This is a genomic window from Paractinoplanes ovalisporus (assembly GCF_016834655.1).
GTDB lineage: Bacteria > Actinomycetota > Actinomycetes > Mycobacteriales > Micromonosporaceae > Actinoplanes > Actinoplanes ovalisporus.
Map to the genome: position 1 here is coordinate 1,195,921 of NZ_JAENHP010000001.1, position 16,028 is coordinate 1,211,948.

Genomic DNA, 16,028 nt, shown 5'->3' on the forward strand with positions numbered 1-16,028 from the left:
GGGTCAACCTACTCTGACGTCGACCACCAGTCCCCCGCCGTCACGCGGGCGCGCGGTCACCTCGCCGCCGGTGGCGGTGGCGACGGCCCGCACGATGGACAGGCCCAGCCCGGCGCCGTCGGTGTGCCCGGTGCGCCCGGCGCCCCGCTGGAACGGCTCGAACAGCCGCTCGACCTCGCCCGGTTCGATCACCGGTCCGGTGTTCTCGACGGTGAGCGGGCCGTCGGGGCTCAGCGACACCAGCACCGACCCGTCCGGCACGTTGTAGCGCACGGCGTTGTCGACCAGGTTCCGTACGAGCTGGGTCAGCAGAACCGGATCGCCGAGCACCGTACGGTCACCTTCGACGGCCGTCCGCACGCCGGGAAACGCCCCGGTCACCTCGTCGACCACGGCCGCCAGCGAGACCGGGTCGCGGCGCGTGGACTGTTCGCCGCGCGCCAGCGTCAGCAGCCCGTTGATGAGCGCGATGCAGCGGTCGTTGTTGGCGAGCAGTTCCCGCCGTACGCGTTCCGTCCGCTCCGGATCCCGGGTGGCCAGCCCGACCTGGATCGTCGTGCGGGCCACGGCCAGCGGGGTGCGTAACTCGTGGGAGGCGTTGGCGATGAACCGGGCCTGGGCGCTGAACGCGTCCTCGAGCCGTCCGAGCAGGTCGTCGAAGGTGTCGGAGAGCTCCTTGATCTCGTCGTCCGGCCCCCGCACGGCGATCCGCTCGTGCAGGTTGGCGGTCGAGATGCGGCGGGCCTGCACGGTCATCCCGTGCACCCGGTCGAGCACCCGTCCGGTCACCCACCAGGCCAGGATCCCGGCGATCGCGGTCATCGCGACGAGGGCCGCCGCCCACTGGACGAGGATGGTGCTGACCGCCTCCGACTTCTGCAGGGCGATCGCGGTTCCGGGCGGGGCGAACTCCGGGTCGACGTCCATGCTGATCTTCAACACGGCCCGGCGGTTCTGGTAATAGACCACGGCCAGCACGACCGCCCCGGCGACCAGGAACACCCCGGTGTGCAGCAGGGTCAGCCGCCACCGCAGCGTCAGACGGCTCAGCATCCGAGCCGGTATCCCACGCCGGGCAGGGTCTCGATGACGGCCGGTTCGCCGAGCTTGGCCCGCAGGCGGCTCATCGTCACCCGTACGGCGTTGGTGAACGGGTCCGCATTCTCGTCCCACGCCTGGCGCAGCAGCTCCTCGGCGCTCACCACCGCCCCCTCCGCGGCCAGCAGGGCGGCCAGCACCCCGAACTCCTTGTTCGACAGCACCAGCAGCCGGCCGTGGCGGGTGGCCCGCCGGTGCGCGGTGTCGAGTTCGATGCCGGCCCGCTGCAGCACCGGGGGCAGGGCGGGCCGGGCACGCCGTCCCAGCGCCTCGAGCCGGGCCACCAGCTCGTCGAAGTCGAACGGCTTGCCGAGGTAGTCGTCGGCGCCCAGGCGCAGCCCGGTCACCCGGTCACCGACCTCGGCCAGCGCGGTCAGCATCAGCACACGTGTGTGGCCGCCCTGCTGCAGCAGCCGCCGGCAGACCTCGTCGCCGTGCACACCGGGCAGGTCACGGTCGAGCACCACGACGTCGTACGTCTCGGTGGTCGCCTTCTCCAGCGCCGTGCCGCCGTCGTACGCGACGTCGACCGACATCGCCTGCAGCCGCAGCCCCTCGGCGATGTACCCGGCGAGAACCGGCTCGTCCTCGGCGACCAGAACCCGCACAGCGCCTCCCGCTCGGTAGGTGTCCGGCTGCCGACGCTAGCTCCCGCGGTGTTTCACCGGCATAACAACCGCTGGAACGCCCACGAAACACCCGCTTCCGTAGAAATCCTCTCGTCACCAACGCACCACTCGAGAGGCAAGAACATGCGAATTGCGGCGTACGGAATCGGTCTGCTTTTGGTCGTGGGCGGCGCTCTCGCCGGATGCGGCGACGGCGGCGCCGAACCCGAGGCGACGAAGACGGTCGGCGACACCGGCTCGCAGTGGACGAAATGCCTGCGCGACAACGGTGTCGACGTCAAGGACCAGGACCCCGAGGGCAACCCGCTGACCCTGCCCAGCGACAGCCCGGTGCTGGAAGCGGCGTTGGCCAAGTGCAAGCAGTACGAGCCGCAGACGTCGGGGAAGACCGGCGCCGAGGGCAGCGATCAGGAGCGCGTCGAATACCAGCTGAAACTGGCCAAATGCATGCGGGAGAAAGGCATCGACTGGGCCGACCCGTCCGGCGACCAGCAGTTCAGCGTGCCTGAGATGTCGCCCGAGACGATGAAGGCGCTCGACGAGTGCTCGACGAAGATCCGGGGCGCCAAGTGAGGAAGGCTCTCATCGCGGGCGGCCTGGCGGTCGTGCTGCTGGCCGGGTGCGACGGCGAGGAACCGGCCCCGCCCGCGGGTGGCCCGGGCGCGACCACCAAGGTTACGAAGACCGACCTGGTCGAGACCCGCCAGGTCGACGGCACCCTCGGATACGCGGGCACGGGCACGATCCGGGGCGGCGGAAGCGGGACGCTCACCTGGCTGCCGAAGCCGGGCGACGTCATCCAGCGGGGCGAGCGGGTCTACGGCGTCGACAACCGCCGGATCCCCCTGCTCTACGGGGGCCTGCCGTTCTGGCGTGAGCTGGGTACCGGGGTCGGCGACGGCCCCGACGTGGAGATCCTGGAACGCAACCTGAAGGAGCTCGGCTTCGGCGACTCCATCACCGTCGACGACCACTTCACGGCGGCCACCGCGGCGGCCGTGCGGCGGTGGCAGAAGAAGCTGGGCCAGCGCCGCACCGGGCGGGTCGCGGCGGGCGACGCGATCGTGCGGCCCGGGGCGGTGCGAGTGGCCGAGGTCAAGGCCCAGACCGGCTCGCCCGCCTCCGGTGACCTGCTCACCAGCACGGGCACGACCAAGCAGGTCGTGGTCGACCTTCCCGCGGCCCAATCGGCGTACGGGGTCAAGGGAGCGAAAGTCACCGTCGGCCTGCCCGGCGGGGGCATGGCAGGCGGGCGGATCACCACCGTCGGCACCACCGCCACGGCGACCGACGGCAAGGTCACCATCCCGGTCACGATCACGCTCGACGACCCGGCCAAGGCCGGAGCGCTCGACGGCGCCCCGGTCACGGTGCACCTGAGCGGGCCCAAGCACAAAGGCGTGCTGACCGTGCCGGTCGACGCGTTGCTGGCCACGGCCGACGGCCACTACGCCGTCCAGGTGCTGGAGACCGGCGGCGCCACCCGGCTCGTCCCGGTGGAACTGGGCGTCTTCGCGAACGGCCGGGTCGCCGTCACCGGCGCCGGCGTGACCGAAGGCCTGACCGTGACGGTGCCGCGGTCATGACCGTCATCGAACTCGACCGGGTCAGCAAGACCTACCCCGGCGGCGTGCACGCCCTGCGGGACACGTCGCTGCGCATCGAGCCGGGCGAACTGACCGCCGTCGTCGGCCCGTCCGGCTCCGGCAAGTCGACGATGCTGCAGCTGATGGGCACGCTCGACCGGCCCACCGGGGGTGTGGTGCGGGTGATGGGCCACGACGTGGCCACGCTCGGCGACGCCCAGCTGTCGGCCGTGCGCGCCCACTGGATCGGCTTCGTGTTCCAGCAGTTCTTCCTCACCGGGCACCTGAGCGCCGTCCAGAACGTCGCCAACGGGCTGTTCTACCACGGCATCGCGCGCCGGGCCCGGCGGCAGCAGGCGGTCGAGGCGCTGCACCGGGTGGGGCTGGGGCACCGGCTGGACCACCGCCCGCACGAGCTCTCGGGCGGTGAACGGCAACGGGTGGCGATCGCCCGCGCGCTCGTCGCCCGGCCCGCGATCGTGCTGGCCGACGAGCCGACCGGCGCCCTCGACTCGCGGACCGGTGAGACGATCATCGAGCTGCTGCGGGAGCTGAACCGCGAGGGCACCACGATCACGGTGATCACCCACGACAAGCAGATCGCGGCCGCGTTCGACCGCCAGGTCGAGATCCTCGACGGGGCGGTGGTGTCGTGATCCCGCGGACCTCGCGGCTGGGCCTGGCCGAGGTGGTGATGGTCGGGCTGACCGGGCTGCGCAGCCGGCCGCTGCGGGCGGTGCTGTCGGCGCTCGGCATCGCCATCGGGATCGCCACCATGGTCGCCGTGCTCGGCATCGGCGCCGCCGGTCAGGCCGGGCTGCTCGACCGGATCGCGCGCCTGGGCACCAACCTGCTGACCGTCGCGCCGGGCCAGAGCCTGGTCTTCGACGGCGACGCCAAGCTGCCCGACACCGCGGTCGACATGGTGGGCCGGATCCCGGGCATCCAGTCGGTGAGCGCGACGGGGTCGGTTCCCGGGGCCACCGTACGGCGTACCGACCGCATCGATCCCCGCGAGTCCCGCGGGATCAGCGTGCTGGCGGCCCGGCTCGACCTGCCCGACGCGCTCGGCGGCAAGCCGGCCGCGGGCCGCTGGCTCAACCAGGCCACCGCCCGCTATCCGGCCGTCGTCCTCGGCGCCCGGGCCGCGGAACTGCTCGGCGTCGACGGCCCGGGGCGGCAGGTGTTCATCGGCGGCCAGTGGTTCACCGTGACCGGCGTGCTCGAGCCGCTCGAACTGGCGCCCGAGATCGACATGGCGGCCCTGGTCGGGTGGGACGTGGCCAAGTCGCGGCTCGGGTTCGACGGGCACCCGACGAAGATCTACACGCGATCGGCCGAGGAGCGGGTCAACGCCGTACGGGAAGTGCTCGCGTCCACGGTCAACCCGCAGGACCCGACGAGCGTGCAGGTGAGCCGGCCGTCGGACGCCCTGACGGCCCAGCTCGCGGCCCGCAACACGTTCGGGAGCCTGCTCATCGGGCTGGCCGCGGTCTCGCTGCTGGTCGGCGGCATCGGGGTGGCCAACACGATGATCATCGCGGTGCTGGAGCGGCGGCAGGAGATCGGGTTGCGGCGGGCCCTGGGCGCGCGGCGGCGTCAGATCCGTACCCAGTTCCTGACCGAGGCGGTCGCGTTGTCGGCGCTGGGCGGGGTGGCGGGCGCCCTGGTCGGGCTGGCGGTGGCGATCGTCTACGCCCGGGTGCAGGGGTGGCCGCTGGTGCTGCCGGTGACCGCCATCCTCAGCAGCACCGCGGCCTCGATCACGCTGGGCGCGGTGGCCGGCCTCTATCCGGCGGCGCGGGCCTCACGCCTGGCCCCGACCGAGGCGCTGAGCACGGTGTGACGCGCCGGCTCAGGACCGCAGCAGCTCGGCCAGGGTGACGAAGCGGTAGCCCTGGTCGCGCAGGCCGCCGATCAGCGCGGGCAGGGCCTTCAGCGCGACCAGCCGGCGCTTGTCGCCCGCGTCGTGGGCCAGCACGATCGAGCCCGGGCGCATGCTGTCGATCAGGTCGCGGGCCTGGGCGGCCGGGCGGTCGGCGTACTTGCGCTCGCGCATCTGGTGCGACCAGAGCGCGATGTCGTAGCCCATCGCGTCGGCCGCCAGCACGGTCGAGCCGCCCAGATGCCCGTACGGGGGTCGCAGCAGTGTCGGCGTCCGGCCGGTGTGCCGCTGGATGGCGTCGTGGGCGCGCTCGAGCTCGCGGCGGGCGCCGGCCAGGTCGAGGGTGGCCAGGTCGTCGTGCGACCAGGAGTGGTTGCCGACCTCGTGGCCGTCAAGGCGCCCGCGCACCAGCCCGGCGTGCCGTTCCAGATTGCGGCCGACGAAGAAGAAGGTGGCCGGCACCTGCGCACGGTCGAGCACGTCGAGGAACTGGGGTGTGTAGTCCGGCATCGGCCCGTCGTCGAAGGTGAGCGCCACCAGCTTGCCGGTGGTCGGCCGGAAGTAGTGGATCCGTACGCCACCGCTCGCGACCGCGCCCAGGTCGTCGGCGGCCGAGGCGTAGCCGCCCCCGAGCGGCGGCCGGTCCCAGCCGAGCCAGTGCTTCACGTGGCCGGACCCGGCGAACGCCGTGGCGGCGCCACCCGTGGTCAGCAGGGCCCCACGCAGCAGAGCACGACGAGTAACCATCAATCCCCCATGAACGATTTCCGGCCTCGCAGCCTGATCGATCATGGGCAGGGCACGCCTCGGCCACCGGACCGGTTTCCCCGGGCGCGGTCATCGGCCGAAAGGAGGACCACCACGGGTCGGATCCGCGGCCGGTCGTTCGTAGACCAGGTGAGGGTCGTCGCGCGACGTCCCTCACCTGGTTCGATCGACCATCGAGAGGTATGGCATGGCCAAGTTCATCTACGCGACCAACGTGTCGCTGGACGGCTACATCGAGGACGAACAAGGCCGGTTCGACTGGCTCCCCGTCGACGACGAGCTGTTCGCGTTCCACACCGACCTCCTGCGGTCGGCGGGCACCTTCCTCTACGGGCGACGACTGTACGAGGCGATGTCCGTCTGGGAGACCGACCCCGCTCTGGCCGCGAAGTCCGACCTCATGGCCGCCTTCGCGAACGTCTGGAAGGCGGCGAGCAAGGTCGTGTATTCCACAACGCTGGACGCGGCACCGACGGCCGGCACCCGCATCGAACGCCGTTTCGACCCCGCCGCCGTCCGTCAACTGAAGGCCACGGCCGACCGCGACGTCATCGTGGGCGGCGCCGGCCTCGCGTCGGAGGCTTTCCGGGCCGGGCTGGTCGACGAGTGCCGCCTGTTCTTCTTCCCGGTCGTCGTCGGCGGGGGCAAGCCCGGGCTGCCGACCGGCATGCGCGCCGACTTCGAGCTCATCGACGAGCGGCGGTTCCCCAACGGGGTCGTCCACCTCCGCTACCGCACCCTCGCACACTGACCGAGGGTGTTCCCGGGGTGCTCGGCGGTGGGTGCGGATGGCTATCCAGTTACGCCGCATGGCTGCCGCCGGCCGAGCATCCCGGCCCCTACCACGATCCGGTTCCCGCAGCTCAGGGGCAAGATGACCAAGCGAAGTACAGACCTGTAGTTCGCGCCCGCCGGCCCGGTTCGTCCCCCGCACACGCCGAGTGACCGGTTCGGCCGGATCGCGACCACCGGGCCGCGGCCACCCTGGCGGCGCTGCCCACCCTGGCCCGGTTCGGCCGGGACGCGGCCCCCTGACGGCGCTGCCCAACCCTGGCCCGGTTCGGCCGGGACGCGGCCCCCTGACGGCGCTACCCGCCCTGGCCCGGTTCTGCCGGGACGCGGCCCCCTGACGGCGCTACCCGCCCTGGCCCCGGTTCTGCCGGGTGCTGGTCGGGTTGATGAGTATCGGGACTCAGGCGCGGCGGTGACCGCCCGGCAACGATGAGCGCCATGGACATTCCCGCCGCTCCCAAGGTCACCGCCGCGTTCTACATCCAGGCGGCCGCCTCGTTCGCCATAGCCACCGTCGCCCTCGCCGCCGGGATCTTCTATCTGCCGGTGGGCGGATGGATCCGGGCCTTCCTCGGGGTCGGACTGGCCTACGTGATCACGTCCGCGTTCACCCTCGCCAAGACCATCCGCGACGCGCAGGAGTCGGGCTCGGTCGTCCGGCGCGTCGACCAGGCCCGGATCGACAAGCTGCTCAACGAGCACGACCCGTTCAAGACGAACGCCTAGGGTTCGCCAGGCCCTCGTCGTACGCGAAGATCACCGCCTGGACCCGGTCGCGCGCCTCGATCTTCGCCAGCATCCGCCCGACGTGTTTCTTGACCGTGGACTCGGTGAGCGTCAGATGCTCCGCGATCTCGGTGTTGGACATGCCCTGGGCGACCGCGATCAGCACCTCGCGCTCCCGGTCGCTCAGCGCGGCGAGCCGCCTGTCCTCGGCCCGAGCCGGAACCGGACGGGCGGCATCGGTGTAGGCGTCCATCAACTGACGGGTCAGGCTCGGAGCGACCACCGAGTCCCCCGTAGCGACGGCCCGGATCCCCGCGATCAGCTCCTCGGGCCGGGCATCCTTGAGCAGAAAACCGGACGCGCCGGCGCGCAGTCCGCTGTAGACGTACTCGTCGAGTCCGAACGTAGTCAGAATCAGCACCCGCGTCCGCGCCCCGGCCGCCGTGATCCGGCGCGTGGCCTCAATGCCGTCCATGCCCGGCATCCGGATGTCCATCAGCACAACGTCGGGGCGCAACTGCTCAACCAGCCGTACGGCATCAGCGCCGTTGCCGGCCTCACCGACCACCTCGGTCTCCGGCGTGCCTTCCAACAGCATCCGAAACCCGAACCGCTGCAACGGCTGATCATCAGCAATCAGCACAGTGATCATCCTGCTCCCCTCACCCCGGCCGCGCCCCTACGGACGCCGTCCCCACGCTCGCGACCCCCACGGACGCCGCCCCCCACGCTTGCCATCCCCACGGTCGCGACCCCCACGGACGCCGCCCCCACGCTTGCCATCCCCACGGACGCCGCCCCCACGCTTGGCGTCCCCACGGTCGCGGCCCCCACGTACGCCGTCCCCGCGATCACCGTCACTCTGGACTCGGCCATCACGACGCCCGGCCGGTGGTCATGACGACGTCGACGGTCCAGCCTTCGCCGTCGGGGCCCGCGGTGACGACGCCGCCGTAGAGGCCTGCACGCTCGCGGATGCCGACGATCCCCTGACCGCCGGACGAGGGGGCGGGCCGCCCGGCTGGGGATCTGTCGGTGACGCGCACGTTGACCTCGTTGCCGCCTACGGTCACCGCGACCTCGGCGCTTGCGCCCCGGCCAGCGTGCTTGAGTGTGTTGGTCAGGGCCTCCTGCACGATCCGGTACACGGCCAGTTGCAGCCCCTGACTGAGACTCGGCAGGTCGCCACGGGTCTCGTACGAGACGCTGAGCCCGGCCGTACGCACCCCGGCCAGCATCCGCTCCACGTCGGCCAGCCCGGGCTGGGGGTTGAGCTGCGCCTGCGCCGCTTCCGCCCGCAGCACGCCGAGCACCCGCCGGAGCTCGTCCAGCGCCTGTCGGCCGGTCTCGCCGATCAGCCGCAACGGTTCGGCCGCCTTCTCCTGCCGGTTGGCGGCCATGGTGGCGCCGCCGTCGGCCAGTCCGATGATGATCGAGACGTGGTGGCCGACGATGTCGTGCATCTCGCGCGCGACCCGGGTCCGTTCCTCGGCCACGGCCAGCCGGGCCTGCCGTTCACGGTCGGTCTCGAGCCAGGCGGCCCGGTCACCCAGGGCGGCCAGATAGGCGCGGGAGGTGCGGGCGGCCAGTCCGACCGCGATGGCGGCCGAGCAGGTGCCCAGCACCAGCAGCCAGACCGTGAACCGGAAGTCGCCGAGCGGGGCCAGCACCAGCAGCCCGAACGTGAACTCGGCGGCCGTGGCCACCGCCACCCACACCAGCACCCGCATCGACGAGCGGGCGGCGACGCCGTAGAGCACGATCAGCATCACCATGGCGGTGCTGATCCAGAGGCCGGCGAACCAGTAGGCCAGCATGATGACCGCGACCGCCGTGAACGCCACCAGCGGCGCCCGCCGGCGCCACCACAGCGGCGCGAGCAGCACCACCGCCGCCGCCAGCCGCAACGCCACCGGCTGGGGCGGCGCGTCGTGGTCGGGGCCGCCGGTCAGCACCTGGGGCAGGCTGAACAGAAAGATCAGCACCGCCGGGCCGACGTCGAACAGCCACGGCCGCCGCTGATCGAGTCGCCGCATCTGATCGCGCCGCCCGAGCAGCCAGCGCCCGACCGGATGCCGCAGAAACGGATCCGGCTCAGGCGGTGCGCTCACGCCGTCCATCAGATCATTCTTCCGCCGCGCCGGCCCGGCATCGCCCCGCGAGCCGCCACACCGGTCAGGCAACGCTCCCCGCAAACCGCCACGCCCGGCGAGCCGCCACGCCGGCCAAGCAACACCCGCCGCGCGCGGCCGCGCCCACCACGCCGGCCGGCTAACACTCCCCGCGAGCCGCCACACCCACCACGCGCCAAACCAGGCAAGCCGCCAAGCCGGTCAAGCAACACTCCCCGCGCGCCGCCGGGCTCCGCATGCGCCGCACCCGGCGAGCCGCCACGCTCGGCGCGCGCCGCGCTCGGCGGGGTGGCTCGCTGGTCAGGCATCGGTCTTGGTGAGGCGCCAGGCGGCTGCGGCCAGCACGACCGCGACGTAGGCGGCGAAGACGGCCAGGCCCGCCCACGGGGCGAGCGAACCGTCCGCGGTCTGCACCGACATGATGGCGCCGCCGGCGTTGCTGGGCAGATACGGGCTGATCGTGTCGGACCACGATGCGGGCAGCAGTGAGATCAGCCCGGGCACGATGAGCAGCCCACCGGCCAGGATCGCGATGCCGCCGGCGCTCGACCGGACCAGGGCACCCAGCGCCACCCCGAGCACGGCGACCAGACCCAGGTAGAGCCCGGCCCCGAGCAGCGACCGCAGCACGCCGTCGTCGCCGAGGCCCAATCCGCTCACGGCGTCGGGCAGCAGCGGCGAACCGATCAGGAACGACACGACCGCGCCGACGGTCATCGTGACGGCGGCCAGGCCACCGGCGATCAGCGCCTTCGACCACAGGACCGGCAGCCGGGTCGGCACCGCGCTCAGGGTCGAGCGGATCATGCCGGTGCTGTACTCCCCGGCCGCCAGCAGCACGCCGAGCACGCCCACGGCCAGCGACGCGAAGGTGGATCCGCTCAGGACCAGGCCGACGGCGTCGGAAGCGCCGCCGCCGGGGCCGCCGGGGCCACCGCCTCCGCCCGACGGGTCGTACGAGGCCGAGGCGATCATCCCGACCAGCACCAGCAGGACGACCGAGACGGCGAGCGTGATCCCGCTCGAGCGCAGCGACCAGAACTTGGTCCACTCCCCGGCGAGCACGCCGCGTGCGGTGAGGCGGTAGACCGGGCGTACGGACGTAGTAGTCATCGGATGGCCTCCTGCAGCACGGGTGTGGCGGCGTATTCGACGGCGTCGCGGGTCAGGTCCATGAAGGCCTCCTCCAGCGAGACGCGGTGCTCGACGAGTTCGTAGAGCGGGATGCCGTGACCGGCGGCCACCGCGCCGACCTCCCGGCTGGTCAGGCCGTCGACGCGCAGTTGTTCGGACGCCGTGGAGGTGACGGTGACGCCCGGGCCCGACAACAGGTCACGCAGCAGGCCGGGCTGGGAGGTGGCGACCTGCACGCCGCCGCCCGCGGTCTGCGCGATCAGGCCGGCCACGGTGGTGTCGGCCAGCAGCCGGCCCCGGCCGACCACGACCAGATGCTCGGCGATCAGGGCGGTCTCGCTCATCAGGTGCGAGGAGAGCATCACCGTACGGCCCTCGGCCGCGAGACCGGCGAGCAGATTGCGCACCCAGAGCACGCCCTCCGGGTCGAGCCCGTTGACCGGCTCGTCCAGCATCACCACGGCCGGGTCGCCAAGCAGGGCGGCCGCGATGCCGAGCCGCTGGCCCATGCCGAGCGAGAACCCGCCGACCCGCTTGCCGGCCACCGCGCCCAGACCGGCCAGGTCGATCACCTCGTCGACCCGCCGGCGCGGAATGCCGTGGGTGCGCGCCAGCCCGAGCAGGTGGCTGACGGCGGTCCGGCCCGGGTGCACGGCCTTCGCCTCCAGCAGCACCCCGATCTCCTGCAGCGGGGCCGCGTGTTCGGCGTACGGGCGCCCGTTGACCAGCACCGACCCGCTGGTCGGCCGGTCCAGTCCGACGATCATCCGCATCGTCGTCGACTTGCCCGCGCCGTTGGGCCCGAGAAAACCGGTGACCTGCCCGGGCCGGGCCACGAAGCTGAGCCGGTCGACGGCCACCTTCTCCCCGTACCGTTTGGTGACCTCGAGTACCTCGATCATCCGGACCCTCCCCTAGCTCTGAGCTGCCAGAACCCAAGCTACGGAGACGCCCGGGCGTCGCCCTGGTACCGCGGGGCACACCTGCGAGCGCCGCCTGGTACCCAGGTACCAGTGGCGCCTCAGCCGGTTCTCAGACAAGGGCCAGTCGTCATGGCGACAGATCAACCTCCGGTCCCGGGTGCGGCGGCCAGGATGATGAAGCATGACCGTCCATCTGCGGGGGCCTGCCACGGTCGCCGACCGGCCGGGCGACGGGCCGCTCGACCCGCTGCGCACGATGATCCGGGCGCTTCCGGTGCCGACCGCGCCGGTGACGTTCCCCAGCCGGGAGGCCGCGCTCGGCCTGGCCCTGATGGACCTGTCGTTCCGGCTCGACCACATGCCGGGGCTCTCCGAGCACCTGACGCTGGTGGACCGCGGGCACATGAGCCGCACGATCCGGGTCGATGTCGACCTCGAGCTGATCTCGGGGCGGCTGCGCGAGACGCTGGTGGTGCCCGGTGACGCGGCGCTGTGGGTGCCGGTGTCGCGCTACAGCCGCCGCGACCTGGCGCCGGTGGCCATCCACGACTCGCACGGCGAGGTCGTGCCGCGGCTCTCGCACCGCGACGCCGACCGGTTCACCGCGGCCGCCCTCGTCAAGCTGCTCTCGATGCTGATCAACGCCCACGAGGACGTGTCCGCGCCGGCCAGCCCGATCCACCAGCTGCGCCACACCCACCAGCGGTCGCGGTGGCTGATCGAGGCCGCGGTGACCGAGCTGATCATGGTCGGCGCGCCGGCCGGGCAGCGGTTGCACACGCCCCTCGACCACGCCGCGCTCTCCGATTCCTCGAGGGGCGGTTCCCATTCCGTACGGGACCTGGCTCTGTCGGCTCTGGACGCGCTCTTCCCCGCGGAAGGCCGGGAGCAGGGGCCGGTGCCGTTCGCCCGGTTGCTGCAACTGGCGGCCCGGCAGTACATCCTCGTCGCCCAGCTCGGCGTGGACCGGCCCCGGCGGTTCCTGACCTGGGAGGCGCCGCTGCTGCCGGCCCAGCACCGCCCGGCGCCGCTGCAGAACCTGGCCAAGAATGTGCTGCCGGTCAACCGCGAGTTCGTCGTGGAGTACGAGACCGAGATCCCGCGCTCGGTCAAGGCGTACCACCTGACGCTGGAGGTCCGGCAGGAGATCAGCGTCCGCCGGTTCCTGATGTCCAGCGACGTCGACGACGAGTTCGTCGAGGTGCTGGCCCAGGACCTGGAATCGGTGGCCCGGCGCGCGGACCGGCTCGGCATCCACCACAAGCTGCTCGAACTGGAGATGCAGGGGATCGCCTCCCGGCTGGCCGAGCTCGGGCCGGCGGCGGCTGGTCGACCTGGCCGGCTACGAGGCCTACCTGGCCCGGCTGCCGATCCCGGTCGGCCCCGGATCGGCGCCGCCGCCCCGCCGCCTGACCGCCGACGAGGTGATCGCCGCGCTGACCGCCGGGGACTGCTCGTTGCACGTGCTGGCGGCGTTCTGCGCGCACTACGCCGCCGACGGCATGCAGCACCTGGCCAAGAGCGAGCTGCCTGGGCCGGCCCTGCTGAACATCGCCGCCGGGCTGCGGGCGGCGCAGGTGGGCCGGGACGTGACGACCGACAACGACCCCCGGGAGCACGGCGCCCACGCGCACTGGCGGCGGCCGTCGGTGGAGCTCAGCCCGCAGTCCACCGAACCGGTGCGGGTGTCCGCGTTCATGGCGCTGGCCGACGAGGCGCCGGCCCTGATCGAGAGCATCACCCGGATGGTGGCCGGGCTGGCCCTGGTGGTGCTGGGCATCGGGACGCTGCTGTCGGGCGGGCTGCAATGGCTCTACTCGGGCGAGATCGGCGCCGACTTCGTGCCCCGGCAGGCCGACGCCGTCGTGGCGGTGCTGCTGCTGGTTCCGGGCCTGCTGCTGGCGCGGCTCGACCTGCCGAGCACCAAGTCGGTGCTGGGCCAGCTGCACAAGTTCCAGCGGACGCTGGCGGCGGCGTCGGTCGTGGTGACGACGGCGCTGGCGATCGTGGTCGGCACGGTGCGCGACGCCCGCGAGATGACCCGGATGTTCCAGCTCGCCCTGGTGGTGCTGATCGCGATCCTGATCTGCTGCCTGTGCGAGTTCGCGGCCCGGCGGTCCCATCGCGCCAGTTCGGTGCCGCGGTCGGTGCGGGTGCCGCGGTGGTTGCGCGATGCCCGGCGGGCCCCGGCCCGCACGGTCGAACCGGACGACTTCTTCGACGCGCGGGGTGAAGTGTGAGATGACGTCCTCGACGAAATCCTCGGAGCTGGCCCGGATCGCGGCCGAAGCGGCCGGGACGTACTTCTCGTCGGTGCGGTTCACACTCACCCACGGGTCGGTGAACGGCCACCTCGAACCACCGGTGACGGTGTCACCCGCCCCCGACAAGGAAGACGCCGGCGGGTGGCCGACCGATTTCTGCCTGTTCTCGGTGGCCGGGCTGTCGGTGTCGACGTCGACGTGGCCGTCGACCATGTCGGCGTTCACCGGCCGCGTGCAGATCGGGCCGGGGGAAGACGCCGGCCTGCGTGACTCGTACACCTACTTCGGTCACGCCGTGCCGAATCCGGGTTTCCTCAACCGGTCCACCCGCAAGGTCGAGGTGCTCATCACCCTGGGCAACACCCACTGGTCGCCCACCTACCGCGAGGCGCTGATGCAGGCGCTGGTCATCGAGAAGCTCACCGGCCTCGCCGCCGAGCGGGACGCGCCGGTGCTGCACCTGCACACCCCGGTCGCCCCGGTGCCGCTGACCAACAAGGTCGAGCGGGGCGACGGCTCCAACGAGCGGCTGCGCGACGCGATCGGGCCGTGCCTGCGGTTCTCGATCGGGGTCGACCCCGGCCGGGCCGAGACGCGGCTCGACTTCGAGACGGAGTTGGCGGCGCTCGCCGAGGAGTACGGGTTCGGCCTCAAACTGGACGATCAGCGGCTCAACCGCGTACGCGGGGAATGGTTCACGATCCGGGGTTTCGACCGGGAGCGTTATCGTCAGGCCCGCAGCCGCCTGTTCCCCGAGGCGCCGGTGCTGACCCCGCGGCGGGCCTTCCTGGTCAGCGTCGTCGGCCCGTCCCGCGCGGGAACAACGGAGGCGGTGGTCGGCGCGTTGCGGGCGCGCGGCGTCGGGGTGCTGGCCGCCTCCATCTCGAGCATGCGCCGCACGACGTTCATCAACCTGGTGCTGCCGGTCGCCGCCAAGGAGACCATGCCGCAGTGGTCGGGCGGCTGGCCCGAGGCGTTGTCCCGGCTGGCCCCCGGCACCCCGCCCGACGACACCGACCAGTCCCTGATCACCGACTGGAAGGTGGCGGTGAGCCCCGCGATGCGCTGCTCCTACCCACCGTCGAGCCAGCAGACCGGCGCCACCATCACCGGCCGTGTCCCCTACCCGATCTGGCTCTGGTGGCAGATCCCGCACCGCACAGTGGACACGCCGACGCTGCTGTCGGTGGTCCAGTCCGCCCTGCAGCCGCACACCCGCCGCTGCGAGATCGCCTATGCCCAGTCCCGCCTGTGCCGCGGCGACGTGATCCGGGGCCGGGCCAAGCTGATCGTCATGCTCTCGCAGGAACACCGCGACCACGCCGCCGTCCAGCGCCTGCTGACCGACGCCACCGAGGCCGCCCAGCTGCGCATCCGCGAGCGCCTGCCCGCCCTGGGCCGCGTCGACCCGAGCCACATCCGCTTGCGCCTGTCGCCCCGCGAGCGCTGGCTGGCCTACGCCGGCATCTCCGCCTGAGGACGTCATGAGGGCCTGGGTGAGCAACCTCGCCCAGGCCCTCAACGGCCGCGGTGGGATCAGTCGGCAGAGGCGGAGACGGCCGGGCGGCTGTCGGTCGTGATCTCGATGCGGCGCGGTTTGACCGTCTCGGCCACCGGAATCGTCACGGTGAGCACGCCGTCCTGCCAGGTCGCGGCCACGCGGTCGAGGTCGAGACCGTCGCCGAGGCTCAGGCGGCGCTCGAAGTGGCCGGTCCGGCGCTCGCGGCGGATCCACTGCACGTCGTCGTCGGTGCGCGGGGACCGCTCGGCGCTGATGGTGAGCACACGGTTGTCGACGCTGGCCTGGACCGAACCGGGGTCGGCGCCGGCCAGGTCGAAGTGCAGCACGAAGTGGTCACCGGTGCGGTAGAGGTCCATCGGCATCGCCGAGTCGGCGATGTTCGAACCGAGCATCTGCCCGGCCAGCCGGTCAAGTTCGCGGAAAGGATCGAAAGTCAGCACCACGGACACCTCCTCGAGACCGTCCGCCGGGCTTTCCGGCGGACGCGTGGCGCTCGGCCGACAATCAGTTCTGCCGAGAGCGCTGCGCGGTCATTCGAGGTGCATCACCGCGATTGACCAGCAGCGACT

At 72.3% G+C, this 16,028-nt stretch carries 17 protein-coding genes; 8 read left to right on the plus strand and 9 right to left on the minus strand.

Annotated elements, in window-relative coordinates; genetic code table 11:
• Positions 1-3: 3 nt before the first annotated feature.
• Both JIG36_RS05425 and JIG36_RS05430 read right to left on the minus strand, forming a co-directional pair.
• On the minus strand, positions 4-1,053 hold the full coding sequence (locus tag JIG36_RS05425; protein ID WP_203374840.1) for a sensor histidine kinase: 1,050 nt from the start codon (positions 1,051-1,053) through the stop codon (positions 4-6).
• Positions 1,047-1,706, minus strand: a complete 660-nt coding sequence (locus tag JIG36_RS05430; protein WP_203374841.1) for a response regulator transcription factor — start codon at positions 1,704-1,706, stop codon at positions 1,047-1,049. The genes JIG36_RS05425 and JIG36_RS05430 overlap by 7 nt, the downstream gene beginning before the upstream one ends.
• Positions 1,707-1,850: 144 nt before the next feature.
• Between JIG36_RS05430 and JIG36_RS05435 the strand changes: the two genes are divergently transcribed.
• The 4 genes from JIG36_RS05435 to JIG36_RS05450 are packed head-to-tail and all read left to right on the plus strand — an operon-like array spanning position 1,851 to position 5,159.
• On the plus strand, positions 1,851-2,300 hold the full coding sequence (locus JIG36_RS05435; protein ID WP_203374842.1) for a hypothetical protein: 450 nt from the start codon (positions 1,851-1,853) through the stop codon (positions 2,298-2,300).
• Positions 2,297-3,313 carry a peptidoglycan-binding domain-containing protein gene (locus JIG36_RS51595; RefSeq protein WP_203374843.1) on the plus strand — a complete coding sequence of 339 codons (1,017 nt, stop codon included), beginning with the start codon at positions 2,297-2,299 and terminating at the stop codon, positions 3,311-3,313. The genes JIG36_RS05435 and JIG36_RS51595 overlap by 4 nt, the downstream gene beginning before the upstream one ends.
• Positions 3,310-3,969: an ABC transporter ATP-binding protein gene (locus tag JIG36_RS05445; protein ID WP_203374844.1), complete on the plus strand. Its 660-nt coding sequence runs from the start codon at positions 3,310-3,312 to the stop codon at positions 3,967-3,969. Before JIG36_RS51595 ends, JIG36_RS05445 begins: the two co-directional genes overlap by 4 nt.
• Before the next feature lie 38 nt (positions 3,970-4,007).
• Complete coding sequence (locus tag JIG36_RS05450) at positions 4,008-5,159, plus strand: ABC transporter permease (RefSeq protein WP_203375035.1); 1,152 nt, start codon at positions 4,008-4,010, stop codon at positions 5,157-5,159.
• Positions 5,160-5,168: 9 nt separating this feature from the next.
• Here the strand turns inward: JIG36_RS05450 and JIG36_RS05455 are convergent, their stop codons facing one another.
• On the minus strand, positions 5,169-5,945 hold the full coding sequence (locus JIG36_RS05455) for a polysaccharide deacetylase family protein (protein WP_203374845.1): 777 nt from the start codon (positions 5,943-5,945) through the stop codon (positions 5,169-5,171).
• 208 nt (positions 5,946-6,153) lie between these two features.
• On the opposite strand from JIG36_RS05455, the gene JIG36_RS05460 reads away from it, so the two are divergent.
• Positions 6,154-6,717: a dihydrofolate reductase family protein gene (locus JIG36_RS05460; protein WP_203374846.1), complete on the plus strand. Its 564-nt coding sequence runs from the start codon at positions 6,154-6,156 to the stop codon at positions 6,715-6,717.
• Positions 6,718-7,196: 479 nt separating this feature from the next.
• Positions 7,197-7,484, plus strand: a complete 288-nt coding sequence (locus tag JIG36_RS05465; protein WP_203374847.1) for a YiaA/YiaB family inner membrane protein — start codon at positions 7,197-7,199, stop codon at positions 7,482-7,484.
• Here JIG36_RS05465 and JIG36_RS05470 read toward each other — a convergent pair.
• The 5 genes from JIG36_RS05470 to JIG36_RS05490 all read right to left on the minus strand — a co-directional run bounded on the left by JIG36_RS05470 (position 7,468) and on the right by JIG36_RS05490 (position 12,931).
• A complete protein-coding gene (locus JIG36_RS05470) occupies positions 7,468-8,136 on the minus strand; it encodes a response regulator (RefSeq protein ID WP_203374848.1) in 669 nt (222 codons plus the stop codon). The genes JIG36_RS05465 and JIG36_RS05470 overlap by 17 nt on opposite strands.
• A 223-nt stretch (positions 8,137-8,359) precedes the next feature.
• Positions 8,360-9,595 (minus strand): sensor histidine kinase, encoded by a 1,236-nt coding sequence (locus tag JIG36_RS05475; protein ID WP_307872576.1) that lies wholly within the window; start codon positions 9,593-9,595, stop codon positions 8,360-8,362.
• 321 nt (positions 9,596-9,916) lie between these two features.
• A complete protein-coding gene (locus JIG36_RS05480; protein ID WP_203374850.1) occupies positions 9,917-10,729 on the minus strand; it encodes an ABC transporter permease in 813 nt (270 codons plus the stop codon).
• Complete coding sequence (locus tag JIG36_RS05485; RefSeq protein ID WP_203374851.1) at positions 10,726-11,652, minus strand: ABC transporter ATP-binding protein; 927 nt, start codon at positions 11,650-11,652, stop codon at positions 10,726-10,728. The genes JIG36_RS05480 and JIG36_RS05485 overlap by 4 nt, the downstream gene beginning before the upstream one ends.
• 148 nt (positions 11,653-11,800) lie before the next feature.
• Positions 11,801-12,931 (minus strand): hypothetical protein, encoded by a 1,131-nt coding sequence (locus tag JIG36_RS05490; protein WP_203374852.1) that lies wholly within the window; start codon positions 12,929-12,931, stop codon positions 11,801-11,803.
• Positions 12,932-13,097: 166 nt separating this feature from the next.
• Between JIG36_RS05490 and JIG36_RS05495 the strand changes: the two genes are divergently transcribed.
• A complete protein-coding gene (locus JIG36_RS05495; RefSeq protein ID WP_203374853.1) occupies positions 13,098-13,913 on the plus strand; it encodes a hypothetical protein in 816 nt (271 codons plus the stop codon).
• Between the two features lies 1 nt (position 13,914).
• Complete coding sequence (locus tag JIG36_RS05500) at positions 13,915-15,414, plus strand: hypothetical protein (protein WP_203374854.1); 1,500 nt, start codon at positions 13,915-13,917, stop codon at positions 15,412-15,414.
• 59 nt (positions 15,415-15,473) lie between these two features.
• Here JIG36_RS05500 and JIG36_RS05505 read toward each other — a convergent pair whose 3' ends face one another.
• A complete protein-coding gene (locus tag JIG36_RS05505) occupies positions 15,474-15,902 on the minus strand; it encodes an Hsp20/alpha crystallin family protein (protein WP_203374855.1) in 429 nt (142 codons plus the stop codon).
• Positions 15,903-16,028: the final 126 nt, after the last annotated feature.

Coding starts and splice junctions, on each gene's coding strand:
- JIG36_RS05425 (WP_203374840.1), bottom strand. CDS start 1,053: ATGCTGAGCCGTCTGACGCTGCGGTGGCGGCTGACCCTGCTGCACACC.
- JIG36_RS05435 (WP_203374842.1), top strand. CDS start 1,851: ATGCGAATTGCGGCGTACGGAATCGGTCTGCTTTTGGTCGTGGGCGGC.
- JIG36_RS05445 (WP_203374844.1), top strand. CDS start 3,310: ATGACCGTCATCGAACTCGACCGGGTCAGCAAGACCTACCCCGGCGGC.
- JIG36_RS05450 (WP_203375035.1), top strand. CDS start 4,008: ATGGTCGGGCTGACCGGGCTGCGCAGCCGGCCGCTGCGGGCGGTGCTG.
- JIG36_RS05455 (WP_203374845.1), bottom strand. CDS start 5,945: ATGGTTACTCGTCGTGCTCTGCTGCGTGGGGCCCTGCTGACCACGGGT.
- JIG36_RS05460 (WP_203374846.1), top strand. CDS start 6,154: ATGGCCAAGTTCATCTACGCGACCAACGTGTCGCTGGACGGCTACATC.
- JIG36_RS05465 (WP_203374847.1), top strand. CDS start 7,197: ATGGACATTCCCGCCGCTCCCAAGGTCACCGCCGCGTTCTACATCCAG.
- JIG36_RS05470 (WP_203374848.1), bottom strand. CDS start 8,136: ATGATCACTGTGCTGATTGCTGATGATCAGCCGTTGCAGCGGTTCGGG.
- JIG36_RS05480 (WP_203374850.1), bottom strand. CDS start 10,729: ATGACTACTACGTCCGTACGCCCGGTCTACCGCCTCACCGCACGCGGC.
- JIG36_RS05485 (WP_203374851.1), bottom strand. CDS start 11,652: ATGATCGAGGTACTCGAGGTCACCAAACGGTACGGGGAGAAGGTGGCC.
- JIG36_RS05500 (WP_203374854.1), top strand. CDS start 13,915: ATGACGTCCTCGACGAAATCCTCGGAGCTGGCCCGGATCGCGGCCGAA.